The sequence below is a fragment of the Maribacter sp. MMG018 genome (assembly GCF_018100785.1).
In the GTDB taxonomy this organism is placed as follows: domain Bacteria; phylum Bacteroidota; class Bacteroidia; order Flavobacteriales; family Flavobacteriaceae; genus Maribacter.
Genome location: NZ_JAGJEC010000001.1, coordinates 1,535,239 through 1,555,880 on the forward strand (window position 1 = coordinate 1,535,239; position 20,642 = coordinate 1,555,880).

Consider the following 20,642-nt stretch of genomic DNA (forward strand, 5'->3'; position numbering starts at 1 on the left):
CTATATTTGGATGTAAAATGGGACTGCATGACTTCTTTTGTTAAAAAATATAGATGGTCGATATCCTTTTGGGTCGTTCAACTTATGTCTTGGGGAGGTCTGGTCTTCATAGCATATGCCTTTACGCCCGATATGGATGGCTATAAAAGTAGCAAGGTATTTAGTTATGGTTTAGTTTCTACTTTTTTAATCGGTATTGTATCTACAAGTTTATTACGCTCTTATTTAAAGGGGATCGTAAATTTTGAAGCCTTTGAGAAGAAACAGATAGTAAAAATTCTTTTGGGGGTAGCGTGTGCTTCTTTGTTATATTTTGCCCTTTCTTACGGTTTTGGGTATTGTGTGGGTAAATATTCGGAAGAGGATGTAAAGGTGCCGGAAATGTATAAAAATTTCGGTATCGGGCTAATGATCGTAAATTCGTTCATCACCATTTTTGGATGGACCATTTTTTATCTTTCTGTGAAGGTCGCGGCAAAATTGAACGCCAATAGGGTAGAGCGGGCAGAGCTTAACGCTACCCTAAGACAAGCGCAGTTGAATACGTTAAAGGGGCAGATAAATCCTCATTTTATGTTCAATAGCCTAAATAATATTCGAGGGCTCATGTTGGAAGATGTAGAAAAATCTAGGGACATGCTCACAAAACTGTCAGAGATGTTGCGTTATTCTTTGACCAAGAACAACGTGAATGCCATTAATCTAGAGGAAGAATTGGATATGGTAGATAATTACATTGCCCTTTCAAAAATACAGTTCGAAGAACGTCTTGAGTTCGTTAAGCATATAGACAAAACTACGTTGGATATAAAGATTCCACCAATGATCATACAGCTTTTGGTAGAAAATGCCGCTAAACATGGTATTGCGAATCTAAAATCTGGGGGAATAATAAAGTTGACTACAGAAAAATCTTCCGATAATTTAATAATAAAGGTGATCAATACCGGTAAACTTATGATCGTTAAGGGGTCTACACAATTAGGACTCAAGAATATAAGACAACGATTAAGGCTGTTGTATGGTTCCAATGCTTCTTTTACCATTAATGAAATAGATGGGGAAGTCGTCGCCACAATAAAAATTCCTCTGTCATGACCCAGATAAAAGCTGTAATTGTCGAAGATTCCCGTTTGGCACGTAACGAGCTTAGGGAGCTAATTAAAAAACATGCTCGATTACAGGTAGTAGGGGAGGCGGAAAACGTGGACGATGCCTATGCCCTTATTCGGGAAACGCAGCCCCAATTGCTGTTTTTGGATATAAACATGCCAGAAAAAGATGGGTTTGAACTGTTAGAGATGTTGGATCAGATACCTATCACCATTTTTACCACTGCCTTTGATGAATATGCCATAAAATCTTTTGAATACAACGCATTGGACTATTTGTTGAAACCTATCAACGAAAGACGATTTGCCCAGGCAATTGAAAAGGTGGAGCAAAAATTGAATTCACAAAAAGAAGAACCTATTTCTGAAAACCGACATTTAACAGGTAACAGCCAAATTTTTATCAAGGACGGAGAAAAATGCTGGTTGATCAAGATCGGTGATATTTCACACTTTGAAATTGTAGGTAACTATACCCGGGTATTTTTTCAGGATGAAAAACCCATGCTCTATAAATCATTGAACCAAATAGAAGAGAAATTGCCCCAAAAGTATTTTTTCAGGGCCAATAGACAACAAATAATCAATACCAATTATATCGTAGATGTAGTGCCATGGTTTAACGGAAAATTAAAATTGACGATGACCAACGGTGATGAGATAGAGGTGTCTAGAAGACAATCGTATCTTTTTAAGGACAAGATGAGTCTTTAGTTGTTTCCTGTTTCCCTTGTTTTTATTGTGCCACCGAAACTCTTACTCCTTCACTGTGGCTACTGAATTCTGGAGCGTACATGCTCTGTATGGTCGTAATACCATTACTGAAATTCCCCGAATTGTTTACCCTCAGGTCATACTCAAAAATATAGATTCCCTTTGGTAGGTAATCAAAAAAGAAATTGGTGCTGGCGTCCTTTGTACTTTCGTAATAGCCTAGACCATCTTGCCATTTGTATTGAGAGTTTACATTTATCGGCTCAAAACCTGCGGCACGCATATCTTTCATATGAACAAATTCCATATCCCTGTCCGATCTTAGTTCTATTCTAACACGTATGAGGTCTCCTACTTCTAAATGGGTGTTAGTATCTATTTCTGTTATTTTTTCTCCGGTATCGGTGTTCTTTTTTAAGAACAGCTTTTTCTTTAATTGTAGTGGGGTTTCTGCCGTGGTTATTTTGTCCAGGTCCTCAAAATACTGCCAGTAAAGGGCTCCCCAGGCAATACCCTTTCCTTTTTTTCTGATTTTTACGGTGGCCATTTGTGGGGTTATCTCACCTTTGTTCCACGAGGTTTTGTAATACCCTGTACCCGCTTCTACTTTAACATTTTCCAATTGGGCGGAATCTATATGTTTCTCACCTACTTGTACCTCTACGGCATCGGTTACCGAAAGCCAATCACTACCTTGCAATAATAGGGCATAGACCGCTTCGGCGGTTGCCTTGGTTGTTTTCCACTGATTGGTCTGTTTGTTTTTTAACAACCAAATCTTAAGGTTGTCTATCGTTGTAATATCGTTCTCTATTTCGGAGAAAGCTTCTATGAGTAAAGATTGTGTTTCTATGGGGGCTTGGTACCAAAACCAAGAACTGGTGTTTTCTTTCCAATACATTCCAAGTTCGTCGGAGACGATGCTATTTTCTCTTAGGGAACGTAGTATTTTTTTAGATGTATCAGAATCGCCCATTCTATGTAGGGCCAATGCCAACATACCTTTGGAATACAAATTTCGGTTTTGCCAATACTTGCTTGCCTGTCCTTTGTAATAGTCCATTACCTCGGTTACTTTTTCCGAAGTTTTAATGTTTTTAAAGAAACTTCGCATGTATAGGTAGTGTGTTTGTGTATGGCTCAAATGGTCTTTGGATAGATCTTTGGAGTATTTTCTCATCTGCTCGTACTCCTTAATAAATTCATTGTCCAAATATTTGATAGCCCTTGTTACTACGTCGTTTTTAGTGCTTTCGGGTAGTTGGGTAAGTTTTTCTAAGTGTCCAAAACCTGTTACTATATATTGGGTTATGTACCTATTTTCCCGACCACCCTTAAACCATGGCCATGCCCCGGACAACATTTGGTTCTCTTGTAGTTTATGTAAGGCGATCGCTTGCTCGTTCTTCATCTTGTTCAAATTGAAAAGTAAGGCGATTCGCTTTTTTTGTTCGCTTTCAGATTGGGCGTCCCTCAACCAAGGGGTTTCTTGTATCAATAGTGATTTAAGTTCTTGGTTCTTTTCCAGATTGCTTACCAAGGCATCTGCATTGGCCCATTGGTCAAATACGGCTTTTATTCTCGGGTTGGAATTGGCAATGTGGCTAGCCAAGGTGTTCGCATAATATTTAGAGAACGTTTGTTCGTTACATTCATAAGGGTACTCCATTAAATAGGGTAGGGCCTGTACGGCATACCACGCAGGGTTGGATGTTATTTCTAAACTTAGTTTATGGTTATTAAGGGTATTGGAGGTGTTGTTTTTTAGCTTATCTAGAACAAAGATTTTACTTTGGTCGGTTCTTACCCACATCGGTAAGGTTTCGGTTACCAGCATACGGTTGGTCAGTACCGGAAGTACATTTTGCTCGCCATCGCTAAAATTCCCGGCCTTGGCCACAATTTTATATGCTACTCCTTGTAGCCCTTTGGGTATACTTAGATTCCACGACAATTGCGTGTTTCCTTTTGCATCTACTCTAAAAGATTGTTTTTTATCGGCATTCAGAAATAGATGGTCAATTGTTTTTCCGGTTACAACATCGGTCAGTTCCAATTGTCCGACACCCTCCAAAGCTTTATCCGTTATATTTGATATTTTGCTGCTTATGGTAATAGTATCTCCTTCCCTAAGAAATCTTGGGGGGTTGGGTAGCACCATTAACTCTTTTTGTGTGACCGAAGAAAGAGTTTTGGTTGCGGACTTAAGGTCTTTGGTATATGCCAATAATTGAAGGTTCCAACGGGTAAGTGCTTCTGGAGTGGTAAATTGGAACGAGACGTTGCCTTGTTCGTCGGTGGTTAAGTGAGGATAGAAAAAGGCCGTTTCCTGTAAGTTTTTACGGATTTGAACATCATTAAGATTGGTGTTTTTAGAACTTTCCGTTGTAGTTTCTTGGGGCTGTGGAACACTGGATCCGGTGATTACAACTTCTTCCAATACTGCATCCTCTGTGTCCATTAGCTCCATGGTAGGAGCGCCCATGGCCATATCTTCTCGCTCCATTTTGCGTGTCGCTGCCCTATTGGTCCGGTAAAAGGCGGTTGTAGGTTGCTCAAAATAGAGACCAAACCACTCTAAACGATCATAGCTTACTGCAGAAATAATGGGAAGTCTGTTAGAAGTGTGTTGGTAGTTTCTAAAATGGGTGGTTGCAAAACTTTTATTGGCATTGGTGTAAGAGCGAGAATAGTAATGGGGCTTTGCCAAAGGGGAAAAATTCCAACTATGGAATGCAAATTGATCCAAAGAAGCATCGTACATGCTGGCCAATAGTTCTGCGGTCACTTGCTCGCCTTTGTCTCCTTTTATCCTAAAACTCCATGTTTCATCTGTTCCGGGCTGAATTTTGTCTCTAAAAGTAATCGTTTCTATTTCTAGGTCGCTACTTGGGTATGGCACGGCAATTTGAACATTTCCAGATTGAAAGGAATTATAAATAGAAAAACTATATCCGATTACAAAACCTCCTTCATCGTCTTTGGTGACAGGAACATGTATGGCCTCAAAACCTTCGTTTAAACTCAATATTTTAGTGTTGGTGCGTTTTCCGTTTTTTTCTACCCAAGTGGTAATGTGCATATCTTTTGCATTGCCATAAAAAGAAATTTCCGCAATATCACCGGGTTGGTAGGTGTTCTTGTCGGTTTTTACTTGAAAAAGCTGATTGTCGGGCAATGATTTTTCTTTTGGGCTAGAAACCATGGTTTGGGCCTTGGCGGTTACTTTTTGTCCAAAGGTATCTGTGGTCTCCAATGTGATGAGGTAGAGACCGGATGACCATTTTTTTATGCTTTTTAAATCAATGTTGTTACCGTCCTCGGTATTAAAACTGGTTTTATAAACCAGTTTACCTCGATCCCAAGTATTGGGGTCGTGTTCATTGCCAAAAGCATCGTGAGGATATAGGGCTTTAAAATCTGCTTTGCTCCAATATTGATAATCTGGTGCTTGCCATGGTCTGGGCCTGAGCACATAGTTAGGGGCCTTTAGTTTATATATTTTAAGATTTCCTTGTGCCGGCACGGGTTGACCGTTCAGGTTCTGGGTATAAACCTGAAAAGTATTCTCTTTGTTCTCTTTGTTCAAAGGTTCGTTTACCGATATAGTAGCGCTCATGGCATGGTACCCAACTTGCACTTGAGTTTGGGTGCTGCGTGTTTCTCCGTTAATATCGGTTACATCGGCCGTTACATTGTATGAAAATATAGGAAGGGCGTCTTTGTCCGATTTTAAGTCGGGAATTGCCTTAAAGGTTATCTGGAAGTTGCCATGTTCATCGGTCAAGGTCTCACCGTGGGTTATCTCTTGGTGCTCTCCATATAAATAAGGCCTTCTCCAATAGTACCAGTAAGGGTAGTTTACGGTACGCTGAACACGGTAGCTGACCTTGGCATTGGTAATGTTGCTTCCGGCAAAGGCGTTGGCTTTTCCGTGTACCGTAACACTATCGTTTACTTTGTAGGTTTCCGTTACAGGTTCAAAATAGGTTTCGAATTTTGGACGTTTATATTCCTCGACCCTAAAATAATAAGATTCGTCTATTAGTCCTGAAAGCCCAGTAACCCGTATGTAATGTTGTCCCGTTAGCCCATTGTTAGGAATTATAAATTCACCCGAAAATGAACCAAAGTCATTTGTTTGGGTATCTAAATCAGTTATTTTTTGACCGTTTGGGTCGTATAATTCTACGGTAAGCAATTCTTCTGTTGCTACTTTAGAGTTTCCGTTGTAGCTCTCAACAAGTACACCTTTAAAGAAAAGCGGTTGCCCAGGTCGATAAATACTTCTATCCTTAAACAGAAAATTTTTATAGGTCACCTTTGGACCGTCATTATCGTTTGGTTTTGGATATATATGGGTGCTTCCAAAAAAGGCTGTTTCTTGGCCATCGGTTACTTTTATATATTCTATAATTATATTATCGTTGTCCCGGTCTAGATAAGCAAAGCCGTTTTTGTCAGTTGTTAGTGTTTTTGTTAGAGACTTGGTGCCGTAATTTTGCCTGTAAGAAATGGTTATTTGAGCATTTTTAATTTCTTTGCCGTTTCTTCTGTCAACTACCTGAAATATATGTTTTTCAGGATTGTTGTTTTCTATAAGGGCCAAGTTGGTTACTTGGATGTGGCTATAGGAAAAACTATTGTCTGTATCTGTAGAGGCCTCTTTTACTGGTGTTGCAAGAATTATGTATTGCCCATTGGAAAGCTTGGGTACGGGAATTTCGATCCCATGTTGCTGATGGTCGTCTTCATTTTTCAACGATACCGACCAACCAGTGTTCAATTTTAATTTTTTAATATAGGAAAGCTGTTTTTGAATAGGATAGAGGTCTTCTAATTCTTGTAATTGTTTGCGTGAAATATGATAGGCCTTTAGGTCTAACCCTTCTCGGTTTTTATAATTGATCAATAAGCGAGATGGGCTATTGTTAGGTACATACTTTTCGGCTGTTACCTGGAGAGAGGGAGCTAGTATTTGAGATTTTAGTACCTCACATTGTTTTGCGCCCCTACTGTTCGGAAAATTAGAAATAACCAGATCACAAAGGGCAATGGCTTCTTTTAATTTCCATCTATTTTTTTCGTTGTCCGTAGTATAGGTGTTGCCCTGGTTTTTTAGTGTTTGTGCAATCTGAAAGTTATAGAGTCCCGAAACCTCATGATGTTTTAAGTTGTCGGCAGATTGTTTTAATGTTTGTAAAAACTGCGTGTCCTTGTCATCAAATGCCGCTTTTGAGTATATATAGTTCAATCGGTCTATGTCTATATTTACGAGTACATCCAATTGCACATCCGAAAAATGGAAAGCAATTAAGTTCTGATATATTTTTAGGGCTTTGGCCTGTAGCGATGTTTCGTCATCCGTAGTAATGGTCAATTCGGTAAAAGAATAAGCATCACAGAGAATGTCGCGAGAATTTATCTCAAATTTATCTGCCGGTCTTGTAATACTGTTTTCATCCGTTTTGTAAAAATTCAAAGCATCATGGGCCAATAGGTCATAGAGTGTGGAGGGGTACATTTCAGAACCATCTTGTTGGGCTATGATCTCTTTAAAATCGGTTAGCCCTTCTTTTTGTAATGCCTCTGGATTGCTCAGGGCATTTTCAAAATGCGTATCTATTTCCCTAAAGAGGGTGGTAAGGTCCCATGTCCTAAAATCGGTACTGTCCACTTTGGTGTCTGTGGCCGTTCTGTTGTAAAACTTATACCTGTTTTGTGCAAAATATTGCCAATACATATTGGCCAAATAACTTTCCAATACATTTTTGACCGGAAATTCGGCTTTCGATATTTCTTCCTTAAAATTATTGATGATGGACAACTGGGCGTCCTCTTCTAAGATCAAGGTGTATTTTGAAGAAAATAATATCGATTTTATTAACTGACCGTTGTTCTGTTCTTTTTTTGCTTTGGAACGAATGGTTTCCACAACTTTTAAGGCCGACTTGGTATAGTTGTCTTTCTCTAACTTTAAGACCTTTGACCATAATTCTTTATATGATTCAGGTGTTTCTTGTGTATAGGTCATCTGAGAGAATAAGACTATGGACAGTATTATGGGTATATTTTTCATCATGTTAAAGATATAATACAAAAGTGTGCCAAACATTTTCTGAAAACAATGTCAATTGAGTGTATGGTGCCTTTTGGTTAGTGAACACTGGTTTTTTTATGAAAAGAGTCCTTGAAATAGTGTTCAATTCGCCTTGTTACAACGATTTTAAGAGTCCGCCATCTATAGGTATGTTGGTTCCCGTAATAAACGCGGCATTTTCAGATGCCAGAAAGGTTGCCAAATAACCATATTCTTTGGGGTCGCCAATACGTTTTAATGGAACTTTCGATTCCATTTCATTACGGACTTCATTTTGCGTAATGCCCATTTGCTCGGCCTTTTTTGCATTTAGTTGTGCAATACGGTCGGTGTCGAAATAGCCCGTTAAAATATTGTTCACGGTAATTTGATAGGGGCCTACATCGTTTGCAAGAGATTTTGCCCATGTAACTACGGCCGCCCTAATAGAGTTCGATAATGCTAGGTACGATAAAGGTTCTTTTACAGAAACAGAGGCTACATTTATAATACGCCCCCATTTGTTCTTCATCATGCCTTTTAGGGCTAATTCTGTTGTTAGAACAACGGTTTTAAAGAGTAGGTCAAAGGCTTCTTGATAGTCATCCATAGTTTTTTCCAATGCACTTCCCGCACTGGGTCCTTGTGTGTTGTTTACCAGTATATCTACCTGATTGACTTCGAAGAAGTGCTCTATGATTTCTTTATAATGCTTAAAATTGGTAAAGTCGACTACTAAAAAACGATGTCTTTGACCTTGGTCCGTGGGTAGGTCTGCAACTATGTTCTTTAATTTGTCGGCGCTACGGCTCATTAGGGTCACACTGGCACCGCTTTCTGCCAACTGTAGGGCTATAGCTTTTCCGATGCCCCCGCTGCTTCCGCCCACTAGCGCAGTTTTTCCACCTAAAGATATATTCATGTCTAAACCTATTTGTATTCTTCCCTTACGGGGCTAAAAACATCCATTAATTTACAATTGGTCAATGCTTTTCCGCTATGTTTTTGGTGAGAGCCTATCACTACAATATCGCCCGTGGTGTATACCTTGGTGTTACCGTCTAAGGTAAATTCGAAATCACCTTCGATGACATGCATGATCTGTTCGTGCATATGTGCGTGTTCGGGTACTTCGGCCTCTTTTTCTACTTCCCAAAATACAAGGCTCATGGTATCGCCATGTACAAGTTTGCCATGGTAGCCCGGCATTATTTCCTTTGATGGAATATTGTTGATGTTTAAGTTCATGTCCATAGATCTGGTTCTAAGTTAAAAAGAATATTACTGTTCCTAAAATCATTTGTGCTAAGTATGTCAATATGTATCTTTACCCCATAATTTATGATGATGAAGATACATTTTATAGCGATCGGTGGCAGTGCAATGCATAACTTGGCCTTGGCTTTACAACATAAAGGGTACATGGTTACAGGTAGTGACGATGTAATATTTGAACCCTCTAGATCTAGGTTGGATTCAAAGGGATTGCTGCCCAAGGAATTTGGATGGTTTCCGGAGAAAATAAACAAAGATTTGGATGCCGTGGTACTGGGAATGCATGCCAAAGAGGATAACCCCGAATTGTTGAAGGCGCAAGAACTGGGTTTAAAAATATACTCTTATCCCGAGTTTCTATACGAACAATCTAAGAACAAAACCAGGGTCGTAATAGGTGGTAGTCATGGTAAAACTACCATTACTTCTATGATTTTGCATGTGCTCAATTATCATGATATTCCGGTAGATTATATGGTAGGTGCCCAATTGGACGGTTTTGATAGAATGGTGCATTTGACCGAAGAGAACGATTTTATTGTTCTAGAAGGGGATGAGTATTTGTCGTCTCCTATAGATCGTAGACCAAAGTTTCATTTATACAGGCCCAATATTGCTTTGTTGAGCGGTGTAGCTTGGGATCATATTAACGTGTTTCCCACTTATGAAAACTATGTAGAGCAGTTTAAAATATTTGTGGATAGTATCGTAAAAGGTGGAAGTATTACCTACAACGAAGAAGATGCCGAGGTAAAAAATGTCGTAGAAGCTTCTGAAAACCCTATAAGAAAATTGCCATATACAACGCCCGAGTATACTGTAGAGGACGGACAAACTTTATTGCAGACATCCGATGGGCCTATGCCTATCGAGATATTTGGCAAACATAATCTTAGCAATTTGGCAGGGGCAAAATGGATCTGTCAAAATATGGGAGTGGACGAAGAAGATTTTTACGAGGCCATTGCAACTTTTAAAGGAGCCTCTAAAAGACTTGAGAAAATTGCGGAGGCAGCCAATAGTGTGGCGTTTAAGGATTTTGCCCATTCGCCAAGCAAGGTGGCGGCAACTACAAGGGCGGTAAAAGAACAATATCCCGATAGAAAACTTATTGCCTGTTTAGAACTACATACCTATAGTAGTTTTAATCCAGAGTTTCTTAAAGAATATAAAGGCGCCCTGGATGCCGCCGATGAGGCGGTAATATTTTACCTGCCAGAATCCGTGGCCATTAAGAAGTTAAAAGAAGTGACACCCGATCAAATTTCGGAAGCTTTTCAAAGAAAGGATCTGAATATATTTACTGAAGCCTCTTCGTTTCATGAATTTATTAAGAGACAAGATTATTCCGACACTACGTTATTGCTTATGAGTTCTGGTAATTATGGTGGTTTGGATTTAAATGAGGTGAAGGGGATCATAGAGGGGTGATAGCCATGTTCGTACGTTTGTTTTGATAATTGTTTTAGATCTGCATTAGAATAATTAGTTCAGTATCTTTAACAAATGCAAGAAAGGCACACTTCATTTTCTATAAAGCATTGGTCCGACGATGATAAGCCACGCGAAAAATTGGTACATAAGGGGCGTTCTGTTCTTTCGGATGCCGAATTAATAGCAATTCTTATAGGGTCGGGGAGCAGGTCTGAAAGTGCCGTAGAGCTTTCCAAAAGAATTTTGGCCTCTGTAAACCATAATTTAAATGAACTGGGAAAACTATCTGTTCAACAGCTAATGCAGTTTAAGGGAATTGGGGAAGCGAAGGCGGTTACCATTGCGGCCGCATTGGAAATGGGAAGAAGGAGAAGGGGAGAGGAAGGTGCGCAAATTTCCAAGATTGGAAGTAGCAAAGATGCCTTTGAGCTTTTACAACCTATTATGGGAGAATTGGAGCATGAAGAATTTTGGATCTTGTATTTGAACAACTCAAATAAAGTGTTGCATAAGGCCCAGTTGAGCAAAGGCGGTATTACGGGAACCCTGGTAGATGTGCGTTTAATAATGAAACAAGCTTTGGAGACCGGAGCCGTTGCGTTGATCCTGGCACACAACCATCCTTCAGGTACCTTAAGGCCCAGTGCGGCCGATGAGCAGATTACCAAAAAAATAGTACAGGCTTCCAAATCTTTGGATATAAAGGTTTTGGATCATCTTATAATTACGCAAAAGGATTATTTTAGTTTTGCAGATAAACAGGTATTGTAAATGCTGTTGATTTATACACATAAGATTACACCGCGTGTAACCTACACCATGAAACACATCTTCACCACAATGTTGGGTATAGAGATTGGTTTTACTACCAAAGTAGAAGATTTCATAAAACATGGTGACGAAAAGATTACGTACACCAAACAACCCTTGCAAAACGAATTTTTTATCAGAAGTCATGGGCTTTTGTTCGAACAGGGTATCGAAGACGTAGAAATTCAGGTGAAGAGTTGGGACAATGTTCCTTGTTTTTTTTCAACGGGGGAACGTAGTAATTTGCCCTTTGATGTTTTTGCGGCCACTTTCTACCTAATAAGCAGGTACGAAGAATATTTGCCGCATGTAAAAGATGCACATGGCCGTTTTTCGTATAGGGACAGTCTCGCATATAAACATAAATTCTTGGAAAGGCCCGTAGTGGATATCTGGGCCATGAAATTGTTTATGGTTCTTAAAGAGCGTTTTCCGGGTTTAAAACAACGACCAAGAAAATACCGGTACCTATCGTTGATCGATGTTACTACCTCACATTGTTATGCGAACCGTGGTTTTATTCGTGGGTTGGCGGGCTTTTTGTTGGATTTGGGGACCTTTAAGTTTAAAAGACTGGTAGAAAGGGTAGCCGTAGGTTTAAACATCAAGAAAGATCCCTATGATAATTTTGAGATACTGATAGAGTGGCATAGAAAGTTAAAGGTAAAGAGTATCTTCTTTTTTCAGTTTGCCAATTATTCCAAATACGACAAAAATGTATCTACCAATAGTAATAGGTTTAGGGCATTGATCAAGCATGTGGGCGACTATTCCAAAGTAGCATTGGCGGCTTCCTATAGTTCTTTTAACGATTTGGATCTACTTAGAAATGAGAAACATAATTTGGAACAGGTTGTAAATAGACCTGTTAACTGCTCAAGAATGCGCTATAACCGTGTAGATATACCGGATACTTATAGAAACTTGGTCTCAGCGGAATTTACCGATGATTATACCATGGGCTATAGCCATAAGATAGGTTTTAGGGCCGGTACATGTACCCCGTTTCAATTTTACGATATTCCTTTAGAGGTAAAACAGCCGATTATGGTGTATCCTTTTGTTTTACATGATTATGCCTTGTTGGATATAAAAAAGAAGGCTGAGGTCGAAAAAAGGATGGACCTTGTATATCAAGAGGTGAAATTGGTAAAGGGTATGTTCATCTCCGTATTCTCCAACGAACTGCTTGGAACCAACGAAAAGTATGATTGGAAGGAAATCTATAAAAATCTAATTTCGAAATATAATGTTTAAAGATTTAGTTACAGATGTCTTTTTTGATCTGGACCATACCCTTTGGGATTTTGAAAAAAATTCATCACTGACCTTCGAAAAAATATTGGCGGAACATAAAATTGATATAGCCCTTGAAAGCTTTTTAGAAGTGTACGTTCCGGCCAATCTGTCTTTTTGGAAATTGTACCGAGAAGAAAAAATAACAAAGGCAGAACTAAGGTATCAACGATTAAAGACCGTTTTTGATGAAATAGGGTATCGTGTAGCGGATGAAACCATTCATAGCCTATCTGATGAATATATAAATCATTTATCGTCTTACAATCATCTTTTTCCGAATACCATCTCCGTTTTAGATTACCTGCGTCCCAAATATAATTTACATATTATCACCAATGGTTTTCAAGAAATTCAGGAGCGAAAATTGATGAACTCTGGCATTCACCATTATTTTGAACAAATAATAGATTCTGAAATGGCGGGAGTTAAAAAGCCCAATCCTGTTATTTTTGAACTGGCCTTGCAAAAAGCAAATACCGACCCGGAAAAATCGATTATGATCGGCGATAGTTTAGAAGCCGATATATTGGGAGCCAAATCGGTAGGGTTTCACACCATACATTTTAATCCGCACGACGAACCTGCACATGATTATAGTCCAATAATTACAGAATTACAGGAAATAAAAAGTTATTTATAGAGTTGTTATTTATAGGTTGTGTTCTATGATAGAATTTACTGCTAAAAGTTGCTCTATATGAAAGCTTTAAGAAATTTTGGGTTGATTGTTTTAAGTGTAGTTTTACTTTGGTCTTGTTCAGAAGAACAAGATTTTGGGCAATATGATGATCTATCCATAACCCCGACTTTTGAAACCAGTATATTTTTTGTTAAAGCACAAGAGTCCATCATTAATAGGGTGAGCGGGCTTAATTTCTATACACAAGATTTTAATTTCGATGCCTTTGAGGAAGAATTTTTTTCGGAAAGGGTGCAGGAAGGCGTCATTACCTATGAACTGGAAAACACCACTAGTAAAGAGATCGAGGTTTTGATCGAATTTTTAGACGATAATGAAACAGTACTGGACAGCGAGTTTTTTCGAATGGATGGAGCTCCCACGGCCCAACTTATTAGAGAGGTGGCCTATGGTAGTACTGGAAAGAATTTAGATATTATAAGAAACACTTCGGAAGTTAGGTTGTCCGCAAGAAACCTGGGGGACAATAGTAGTACCTCAGACCTACCGGATCCAGCGATAGTCTTAAGGTCAAGCGCTAAATTCACGGTACGGGTAAAATGATATTCCTTAGAAATCTTTCCGTATTTCTTTTCCTTGTCAGTAATCTATTGGTTTCACAGAACAAACAGTTGCTTTATGACTTTACGGAAATACCGCAATCGTTAATGGTAAACCCTGGTATGGAAACCAGTTTTAAATGGTACGGTGGTGTTCCCTTATTGTCGGGTGTTTCTGGTTATGTAGGGAGTAATGGTGTGTCTGTCAATGATATTTTTGCGGATGACGGCCTAGATATAAACGACAAGGTTCGCGATCGTATGGTCAGGGGCCTATCAACGAAGGACGAGTTTAGCGGTAACCTGCAATTAGAACTTTTTAATATAGGCTATAGAAGCTCAGACCCAAATGTATTCTATTCTTTTGGGGCCTATTTGGAAATGGACAATATTTCATATTGGCCGCAAGACTACGCGGTATTGCTTTTTGAGGGAAATGCCGATCAGCTAAACAGAAGGTTCGACCTTAGCGATTTAAAAGCAAGGGGCTCTATGGTGAACGTGTTTCATATTGGGGTCAATAAAAGAGTAAGCAACGATTTGACTATTGGTGCCAGGGGTAAGCTGTATTCCGGAATTTTTGATTATACCTCTACCAATAACAAGGGGTATTTGGTGAATACCGAGGGAAGTAACAATACTTTTACCACGACCCTGAGCTCTGATATGAAACTAAAGACTTCGGGAGTCAGGGAGCTAAATACCGCCCAAGAAGACGATGAACTTGTGAATGCGATAATGAAGCGCGCTTTTTTTGGAGGTGATCTGGGCTTGGGACTGGATCTAGGGTTTTCCTATAATCTAAACGAAACAACTGTTATTTCCGGTAGCTTATTGGATGTAGGTTTTATATATCATAGTGGAGATGTTGTAAGTTATAGTCTTAAAGGTACCGCTAGCACAGAAGGAATAGAAATAAATGTTTTGGAAGATTTCGCGGATCTCAACAGGGATTATTGGCAAGACTTGGTAGATGAGGTAGAAGAGCTGGTACCTTTTAAAAAATATGGTACTGGGTATATTACCTTTAGGCCAACAAAATTGAATATGGCTATACGTAAAGATTTTGGCGAATCAATAGGTGGACCATCAAATGATTGTGATTGTGACCCTTTAAAAGGGACAAGTGCCAGTTTAAGATCTCGTTATAGAAATTCTGCTGGAGCACATTTATATATGATCAACAGGCCTAGGGGGCCACAGATGGCCTTGACAGGTTTTTATACCCGTAGAATCGGAAATATATTGGCCCTGAAAGGGACTTATACCGTAGATAAATTTACCTATACCAATGTGGGGCTTGGGCTTAATGTACAGGCCGGTCCTGTAAATATATATGCCATGGCCGATAATTTGTTTTCTTACGGCAATATCGCCGCAAGCAATTATGCTTCTTTTCAGTTAGGATTAAATATTATATCTTGGGGGCGAAAGTAGACCCCGTATACGATTCTGGCATACTTTTTTCATATCCATTGGTAATTATTAAACATAGTATATTTTGAAAACCCTAATAGTGTCGTTTTTCGTATTGTTGAATGTTATGGGATTTGGTCAGGCAAATCTGAATGACTATAAGTACATTATAGTCCCCAAACAATTCGAAGCTTTTAAAAAGCAAAATGAACATCAAACAAGTACCTTGGTAAAGTTTCTTTTTACCGAAAAAGGATTTAATGTGGTATACGACGATGCACTGCCCGATGACTTAAAATTTAATAGATGTTTGGGCCTTATGGCTTCGTTGATCGATGATTCCACAATGTTTACAACAAAGACCTCTATTTCACTGACAGATTGTAATGGTGAGGAAGTGTTTAAGACACAACAGGGCAAAAGCAAGGTTAAAGAATTCAGGGGCGCATATTCCGAAGCTATTAGAATGGCAATGAAAAGCTTTAACGGAGTAAATTATGTGTACAACAATAAAGGAGGGGAGAAAGAGACGGTAACGCTTAATTTTAAAAATGACGTAAAAAAACTGGAGGAGAAAAATGTTGAGGCGGACGTTGCCGCAAGTAAACCAAAGAATACGAATCCTATGGTGGTACAGCAGGCTACCACAGAAGACCAATTGTATAAAAATAGGGAGCCCGTTTCTTCTGAAATACAACTAAATAAGGTAGGGGAGGCAACAGAGATCCTGTATGCTCAAAAACTCGCCAATGGTTATCAGTTGGTAGATAGTACCCCTAAGGTCAGAATGAAGTTAATGAAAAGTTCTACCGACAATGTATATATGGCACAGGGCGACGGCAAAAGTGGCATGGTCTATCAAAAAGATGGTCAATGGATCTTCGAGTATTATGAAGGGGATAAGCTCACACAAAAAGAACTGAACATCAAGTTCTAAAAGTCATATTTATCTTTCCATCGCTTTTTTAAAAACTCGCTGAGCGCATTTTCTCGTTGGTTATGACCAGGTCGGTAAAATGAGGTGCCCGTAAGTTCATCGGGCAAAAATTCTTCGTTTACAAAATTATTCTCATAATCGTGGGCATATTTATAGTCGGTACCATAGCCAAGATCCTTCATTAGTTTTGTAGGGGCATTTCTTAGATGTAGGGGAACGGATAGATTTCCGGTCTGTTTAACGGTCTGTTGTGCCTTTCCAATAGCCATGTAACTAGCGTTGCTTTTTGCTGAGGTAGCCAAATAAATGGCACATTGGCTTAGAATGATACGAGCCTCTGGATAACCGATGGTCGTCACCGCCTGAAAGGTGGTATTGGCAATTACCAGTGCGGTCGGGTTGGCCAATCCTATATCTTCAGAAGCTGAAATAAGCATTCTTCGTGCAATGAACTTTACGTCTTCGCCTCCTTCAATCATTCTGGCCAACCAATAAACGGCTCCATTAGGGTCGCTTCCCCGGATCGATTTGATAAAAGCGGAAATAATGTCATAATGCTGTTCTCCTGTTTTATCATATAGTACGGTGTTCTTTTGGGCCTTGGACAGCACCAAATCGTCTGTAATGGTTATGTCTTCGTGGGGCTCGGAATTAACGACCAGTTCAAATATGTTCAATAATTTTCTGCCGTCACCGCCAGATAGTCTTAATAATGCCTCGGTTTCCTTTAGGTCAATCTTTTTAGATTTTAGAATATCATCTTTCTCAATGGCACGTTTTAAAAGTTGTTCTAAATCTTCTTTGTCAAAAGCATTTAGAACATATACCTGGCATCTTGATAAAAGGGCCGGAATTACTTCAAAACTTGGGTTTTCGGTAGTGGCGCCTATAAGCGTAACCCAACCTTTTTCTACAGCCGCCAAGAGCGAATCTTGTTGCGATTTGCTGAACCTATGTATCTCATCTATAAAAAGAATGGGGTTTTTGGTCGTAAAAAGTCCTCCTGCTTGTTTGGCCTTGTCTATAACCTCTCTGATGTCTTTGACACCACTGTTGATCGCACTTAGCTCATAAAAGGGCCTTTTGCTTTCTTCTGCTATAATATGGGCCAAAGTGGTTTTTCCCGTACCCGGGGGGCCCCATAAAATCAAGGAGGGAATGATTCCCCTTTTTATCTGATGTGTCAAAGAGCCATTTGTCCCTACCAAATGGTTTTGACTTATATATTCCTCCAAATTTTTTGGACGTACACGCTCTGCTAATGGCTGATTCATGGTATAAAAATAGAATAAAGTTTACTAAGGGCATTTGGCTTGTAGATAATATTGGGTAAAATTTTAGGCTTATTTTTGATAAATGACATTTTAACCGATTTTTTGTTTTGGCCAATTAATTGATACTAAGTATGGAATGTTAGAGAATCAACATTTTAAATTTTCGAACAAGGTGCTTTTTGTTCCTTTGGTGTCCGTTCTAACAATATGGACGGTTTATTGGGTTGAACTGTTGAGAGGCACAAATTTTAATGATTACGGTATTTATCCAAGAACGTTCATGGGGTTAAAGGGGGTTGTTTTTAGTCCTTTCATCCATGGTTCTCTAGAGCATCTGTGGAACAATACCATTCCTCTGGCGGTTCTGTTGGCCGCATTGTTTTATTTTTATGGTAAAGTAGCTTTCAAGGTGCTGATAGGTGGGGTGTTGATGTCGGGTTTGATCACTTGGCTGATCGGAAGGCCATCGCACCATATTGGTGCCAGTGGGCTTATCTATGTGTTGGCAAGTTTCATCTTCTTTAAGGGCGTTTTTACAAAGCATTATCGGTTGGTAGCTTTATCGTTGGTAGTGGTATTTATTTACGGTAGTCTTCTGTGGTATATATTTCCTGTTAAAGAAGGTATTTCGTGGGAAGGACATTTGGGCGGTTTTATAACGGGGCTTTTATTTGCACTGATATTTAAGGTGCGAGTGCCGTTGCCCAAAAAGTTTGAATGGGAAAAAGAAGGGTACAACGAAGAAGAAGACCCTTTTCTAAAACATTTTGATGCCGAAGGTAATTTTATTGAGTCGATACCGGAAGAGGAATCTCAAGAACGGATCAGTTTTAAATATCATTACAAGGAAAGTCGTAATACCGACGAACCTGAAGATAATTAGCCTTGCAGACGTTGCCTGACCGCTTCGTATAAAAACACGGCGCAAGCAACAGAAACGTTCAGCGATTCAATTTCTCCCAACAATGGCAATTTGGCCCTATAGTCCGAAGCTTTTAAAATAGAGGGTGAGATACCTTGGTCTTCGGCACCCATTACGATGGCAATGGGTTGGGTGAACGAAATATCGTAAATAGAATCTGTTGTTTTTTCGGTCGCTGATACCACCTTTACACCAGAGGCCTGTAAATAATAAATGGCGTCCTTAATATGGTCTACTTTTGCAATAGGAACTTTAAATGCGGCACCGGCCGAGGTTTTAATAGTATCGGCGGTAACCGGGGCAGCACCTTTTTTTTGAATTATAATACCATCTACACCGGTACATTCCGCTGTTCTGATGATAGCCCCAAAATTACGAACATCGGAAAGTTGGTCTAAAAGAAGAAATAGGGCATTGCTCTCTTTTTCAGAGACTTTTTCTACCAAGTCTTCAAGGGTATGAAATTTAATGGGAGATATACTCGCGACCGCTCCCTGATGGTTGTTTTTTGTTAACCTGTTCAGTTTTTCAACAGGTACATATGAGCAAATAAGATTGTTTTTTCTAATAGCCGACTCTAGTTCTTTAAACAATTCACCACTAAGCCCTCTTTGAAGAAATATCTTATTGATTGGCTGTTCAGAATCTATAGCTTCTAAAATGGCCCTTATGCCATATATTTGATCATTCATGGGGCGAAGATACTTAATTTGAAGAACAGGTGATATTTTTTTTCAGTTCGGCATTCATAAAAATAAAAGACATTTTTATAGGTCCAGCGCTAATATTGCCGGATCATCTTTGGCGTAATGGTATGCTCTCCAGAAAAAGCCTACACCCGAGAATTCCCATACGATTTCACCTTCGGTGGTAACTTCCCATATACCATGGTCCCCTTCGGTAATTAAGGTGTTACCGTTTGGTAAACGTACCGCTCCCGATACTTTTGGGGAATAAATGGCAGGGTTTGAGTAACTCCACGTAATTTCTGGATCTATTGTTTCTGGAACAGTTTGTAAAGAAAGTTCATTTGGAAGCCTAAATTCATAAACCGTGGATTGTTCCAGGTCTCCTCCATTTGAAAAAATCAACATTTTTCCTTCCTCGTATAAGTTTGGGAAATGATTGTTATGGAACAGCCGATCTGTTGCTTCTTTATTTTGGGTACTTGGGTTCCCGAACCTGTAGATCAGATCACCACCTCTTTCAAAATTACCATTGGTATGACCGGCCGCTTCTTCGGTAGTGGTAGAATGGTCTATGACCCAAACTTCACTGTAGTAATTAACACTTAAATAAATAAGATCGTTTGTATCGTCATAAGCAATACCGTTTGCGTGCATTATATTGCCGTCGGTTGCTTCGTAGTAATTAAGATTTATTAATTGTGGGTTGTTTTCTATTACTCCATAATTTAGTTTAGAGCTATCGTAGTCTTGTATAAGATGGTCTTTTGCATGCCATTGCCATGTAATGGTGTTGGTATTTGGGTCTATCTCTATAATAGATTCTGGATATAGGTCTGTTCCATACTTAGATCCGTTTTCCAATGCTTCGGCTTCGGGCATCTTTTCCCAAGCGATTGCCAAAATATTACCATTTGGAAGTAACTCCACATCATGGTGGGAGCGATACTCGCTGTTAGAATAAGTAAAATCCCATAGAGCTTCTCCATTTTTTGCTATGATTTGAATTTTACCACCAAAACCGCCGAATAAAATTTCGGGATTATCGGCTTGTAAAGAAGCTAATAAGGTTCCGTCTTCTAATAAGAGGACATCATTTCCAATATTTCTTTCGTCTAACGGCCATTCATATACAATATTTGCACTCTTGTCCATTAGGTAAACCCTGTTGCTCAGGGCGTCGTTTACAAGAATATAATGGTCTTCTGCCAAATCTTTGTTGTAAAAGGTGACGGTGCCCATTTCTCCTTCTATGGTTTCCTGGGTGTTTTCGGATGTTTCTTCTTCGTTGTCTTCCTGATGCTCGTCCAATACGATTTCTTCCTCTTCAGAAGGCGGTGGTGTAAAATCGTCATCGGAACATGAAAATAGGCAACACGTTAAGAGCACGTATGTCAGGTTCATTTTTAGAAGTGAAGAAGATTTGCTCATGATACGGATTATTG

General features: G+C 39.3%; 16 protein-coding genes. 10 read left to right on the forward strand and 6 right to left on the reverse strand.

Annotated elements, in window-relative coordinates; genetic code table 11:
* Window positions 1–27: 27 nt before the first annotated feature.
* Together J8L85_RS06535 and J8L85_RS06540 are read left to right on the forward strand one after the other, a co-directional pair.
* Window positions 28–1,098: a histidine kinase gene (locus J8L85_RS06535; protein ID WP_211015709.1), complete on the forward strand. Its 1,071-nt coding sequence runs from the start codon at window positions 28–30 to the stop codon at window positions 1,096–1,098.
* Entirely contained in the window at window positions 1,095–1,826 is a 732-nt protein-coding gene (locus J8L85_RS06540; protein ID WP_211015711.1) for a LytTR family DNA-binding domain-containing protein, read from the forward strand. The genes J8L85_RS06535 and J8L85_RS06540 overlap by 4 nt, the downstream gene beginning before the upstream one ends.
* A gap of 22 nt (window positions 1,827–1,848) precedes the next feature.
* On the opposite strand, the gene J8L85_RS06545 is transcribed toward J8L85_RS06540, so the two are convergent.
* The 3 genes from J8L85_RS06545 to J8L85_RS06555 all read right to left on the reverse strand — a co-directional run bounded on the left by J8L85_RS06545 (window position 1,849) and on the right by J8L85_RS06555 (window position 9,153).
* Complete coding sequence (locus J8L85_RS06545; protein ID WP_348771732.1) at window positions 1,849–7,908, reverse strand: MG2 domain-containing protein; 6,060 nt, start codon at window positions 7,906–7,908, stop codon at window positions 1,849–1,851.
* Between the two features lie 133 nt (window positions 7,909–8,041).
* Window positions 8,042–8,827 carry an SDR family oxidoreductase gene (locus J8L85_RS06550; RefSeq protein WP_211015713.1) on the reverse strand — a complete coding sequence of 262 codons (786 nt, stop codon included), beginning with the start codon at window positions 8,825–8,827 and terminating at the stop codon, window positions 8,042–8,044.
* A gap of 8 nt (window positions 8,828–8,835) precedes the next feature.
* Window positions 8,836–9,153, reverse strand: coding sequence for a cupin domain-containing protein (locus J8L85_RS06555; protein WP_211015715.1), 318 nt, complete (start codon window positions 9,151–9,153; stop codon window positions 8,836–8,838).
* Window positions 9,154–9,252: 99 nt separating this feature from the next.
* On the opposite strand from J8L85_RS06555, the gene J8L85_RS06560 reads away from it, so the two are divergent.
* From J8L85_RS06560 to J8L85_RS06590, 7 genes are all read left to right on the forward strand, one after another.
* Window positions 9,253–10,611 carry a Mur ligase family protein gene (locus tag J8L85_RS06560; RefSeq protein ID WP_211016336.1) on the forward strand — a complete coding sequence of 453 codons (1,359 nt, stop codon included), beginning with the start codon at window positions 9,253–9,255 and terminating at the stop codon, window positions 10,609–10,611.
* 75 nt (window positions 10,612–10,686) lie between these two features.
* Window positions 10,687–11,385, forward strand: coding sequence for a DNA repair protein RadC (gene radC, locus J8L85_RS06565; RefSeq protein WP_211015717.1), 699 nt, complete (start codon window positions 10,687–10,689; stop codon window positions 11,383–11,385).
* Between the two features lie 48 nt (window positions 11,386–11,433).
* Entirely contained in the window at window positions 11,434–12,681 is a 1,248-nt protein-coding gene (locus J8L85_RS06570) for a polysaccharide deacetylase family protein (protein WP_247656569.1), read from the forward strand.
* The gene (locus J8L85_RS06575; RefSeq protein ID WP_211015721.1) at window positions 12,674–13,363 is read left to right on the forward strand and encodes a YjjG family noncanonical pyrimidine nucleotidase; all 690 of its coding nucleotides are present in this window, start codon (window positions 12,674–12,676) and stop codon (window positions 13,361–13,363) included. The genes J8L85_RS06570 and J8L85_RS06575 overlap by 8 nt, the downstream gene beginning before the upstream one ends.
* 57 nt (window positions 13,364–13,420) lie before the next feature.
* Window positions 13,421–13,966 carry a hypothetical protein gene (locus tag J8L85_RS06580; protein ID WP_211015723.1) on the forward strand — a complete coding sequence of 182 codons (546 nt, stop codon included), beginning with the start codon at window positions 13,421–13,423 and terminating at the stop codon, window positions 13,964–13,966.
* Window positions 13,963–15,399 (forward strand): DUF5723 family protein, encoded by a 1,437-nt coding sequence (locus J8L85_RS06585; protein ID WP_211015725.1) that lies wholly within the window; start codon window positions 13,963–13,965, stop codon window positions 15,397–15,399. The genes J8L85_RS06580 and J8L85_RS06585 overlap by 4 nt, the downstream gene beginning before the upstream one ends.
* Before the next feature lie 64 nt (window positions 15,400–15,463).
* Window positions 15,464–16,315: a hypothetical protein gene (locus J8L85_RS06590; protein WP_211015727.1), complete on the forward strand. Its 852-nt coding sequence runs from the start codon at window positions 15,464–15,466 to the stop codon at window positions 16,313–16,315.
* Here the strand turns inward: J8L85_RS06590 and J8L85_RS06595 are convergent.
* A complete protein-coding gene (locus J8L85_RS06595) occupies window positions 16,312–17,589 on the reverse strand; it encodes a replication-associated recombination protein A (RefSeq protein WP_211015730.1) in 1,278 nt (425 codons plus the stop codon). The two genes, J8L85_RS06590 and J8L85_RS06595, sit on opposite strands and share 4 nt — an antisense overlap.
* 136 nt (window positions 17,590–17,725) lie before the next feature.
* Here J8L85_RS06595 and J8L85_RS06600 point away from each other — a divergent pair, with 136 nt between their 5' ends.
* The gene (locus J8L85_RS06600) at window positions 17,726–18,472 is read left to right on the forward strand and encodes a rhomboid family intramembrane serine protease (RefSeq protein ID WP_211015732.1); all 747 of its coding nucleotides are present in this window, start codon (window positions 17,726–17,728) and stop codon (window positions 18,470–18,472) included.
* On the opposite strand, the gene rlmB is transcribed toward J8L85_RS06600, so the two are convergent.
* Both rlmB and J8L85_RS06610 read right to left on the reverse strand, forming a co-directional pair.
* Complete coding sequence (gene rlmB / locus J8L85_RS06605) at window positions 18,469–19,203, reverse strand: 23S rRNA (guanosine(2251)-2'-O)-methyltransferase RlmB (protein ID WP_211015734.1); 735 nt, start codon at window positions 19,201–19,203, stop codon at window positions 18,469–18,471. The genes J8L85_RS06600 and rlmB overlap by 4 nt on opposite strands.
* Before the next feature lie 75 nt (window positions 19,204–19,278).
* Complete coding sequence (locus tag J8L85_RS06610; protein WP_211015736.1) at window positions 19,279–20,628, reverse strand: aryl-sulfate sulfotransferase; 1,350 nt, start codon at window positions 20,626–20,628, stop codon at window positions 19,279–19,281.
* Window positions 20,629–20,642 lie beyond the last annotated feature (14 nt).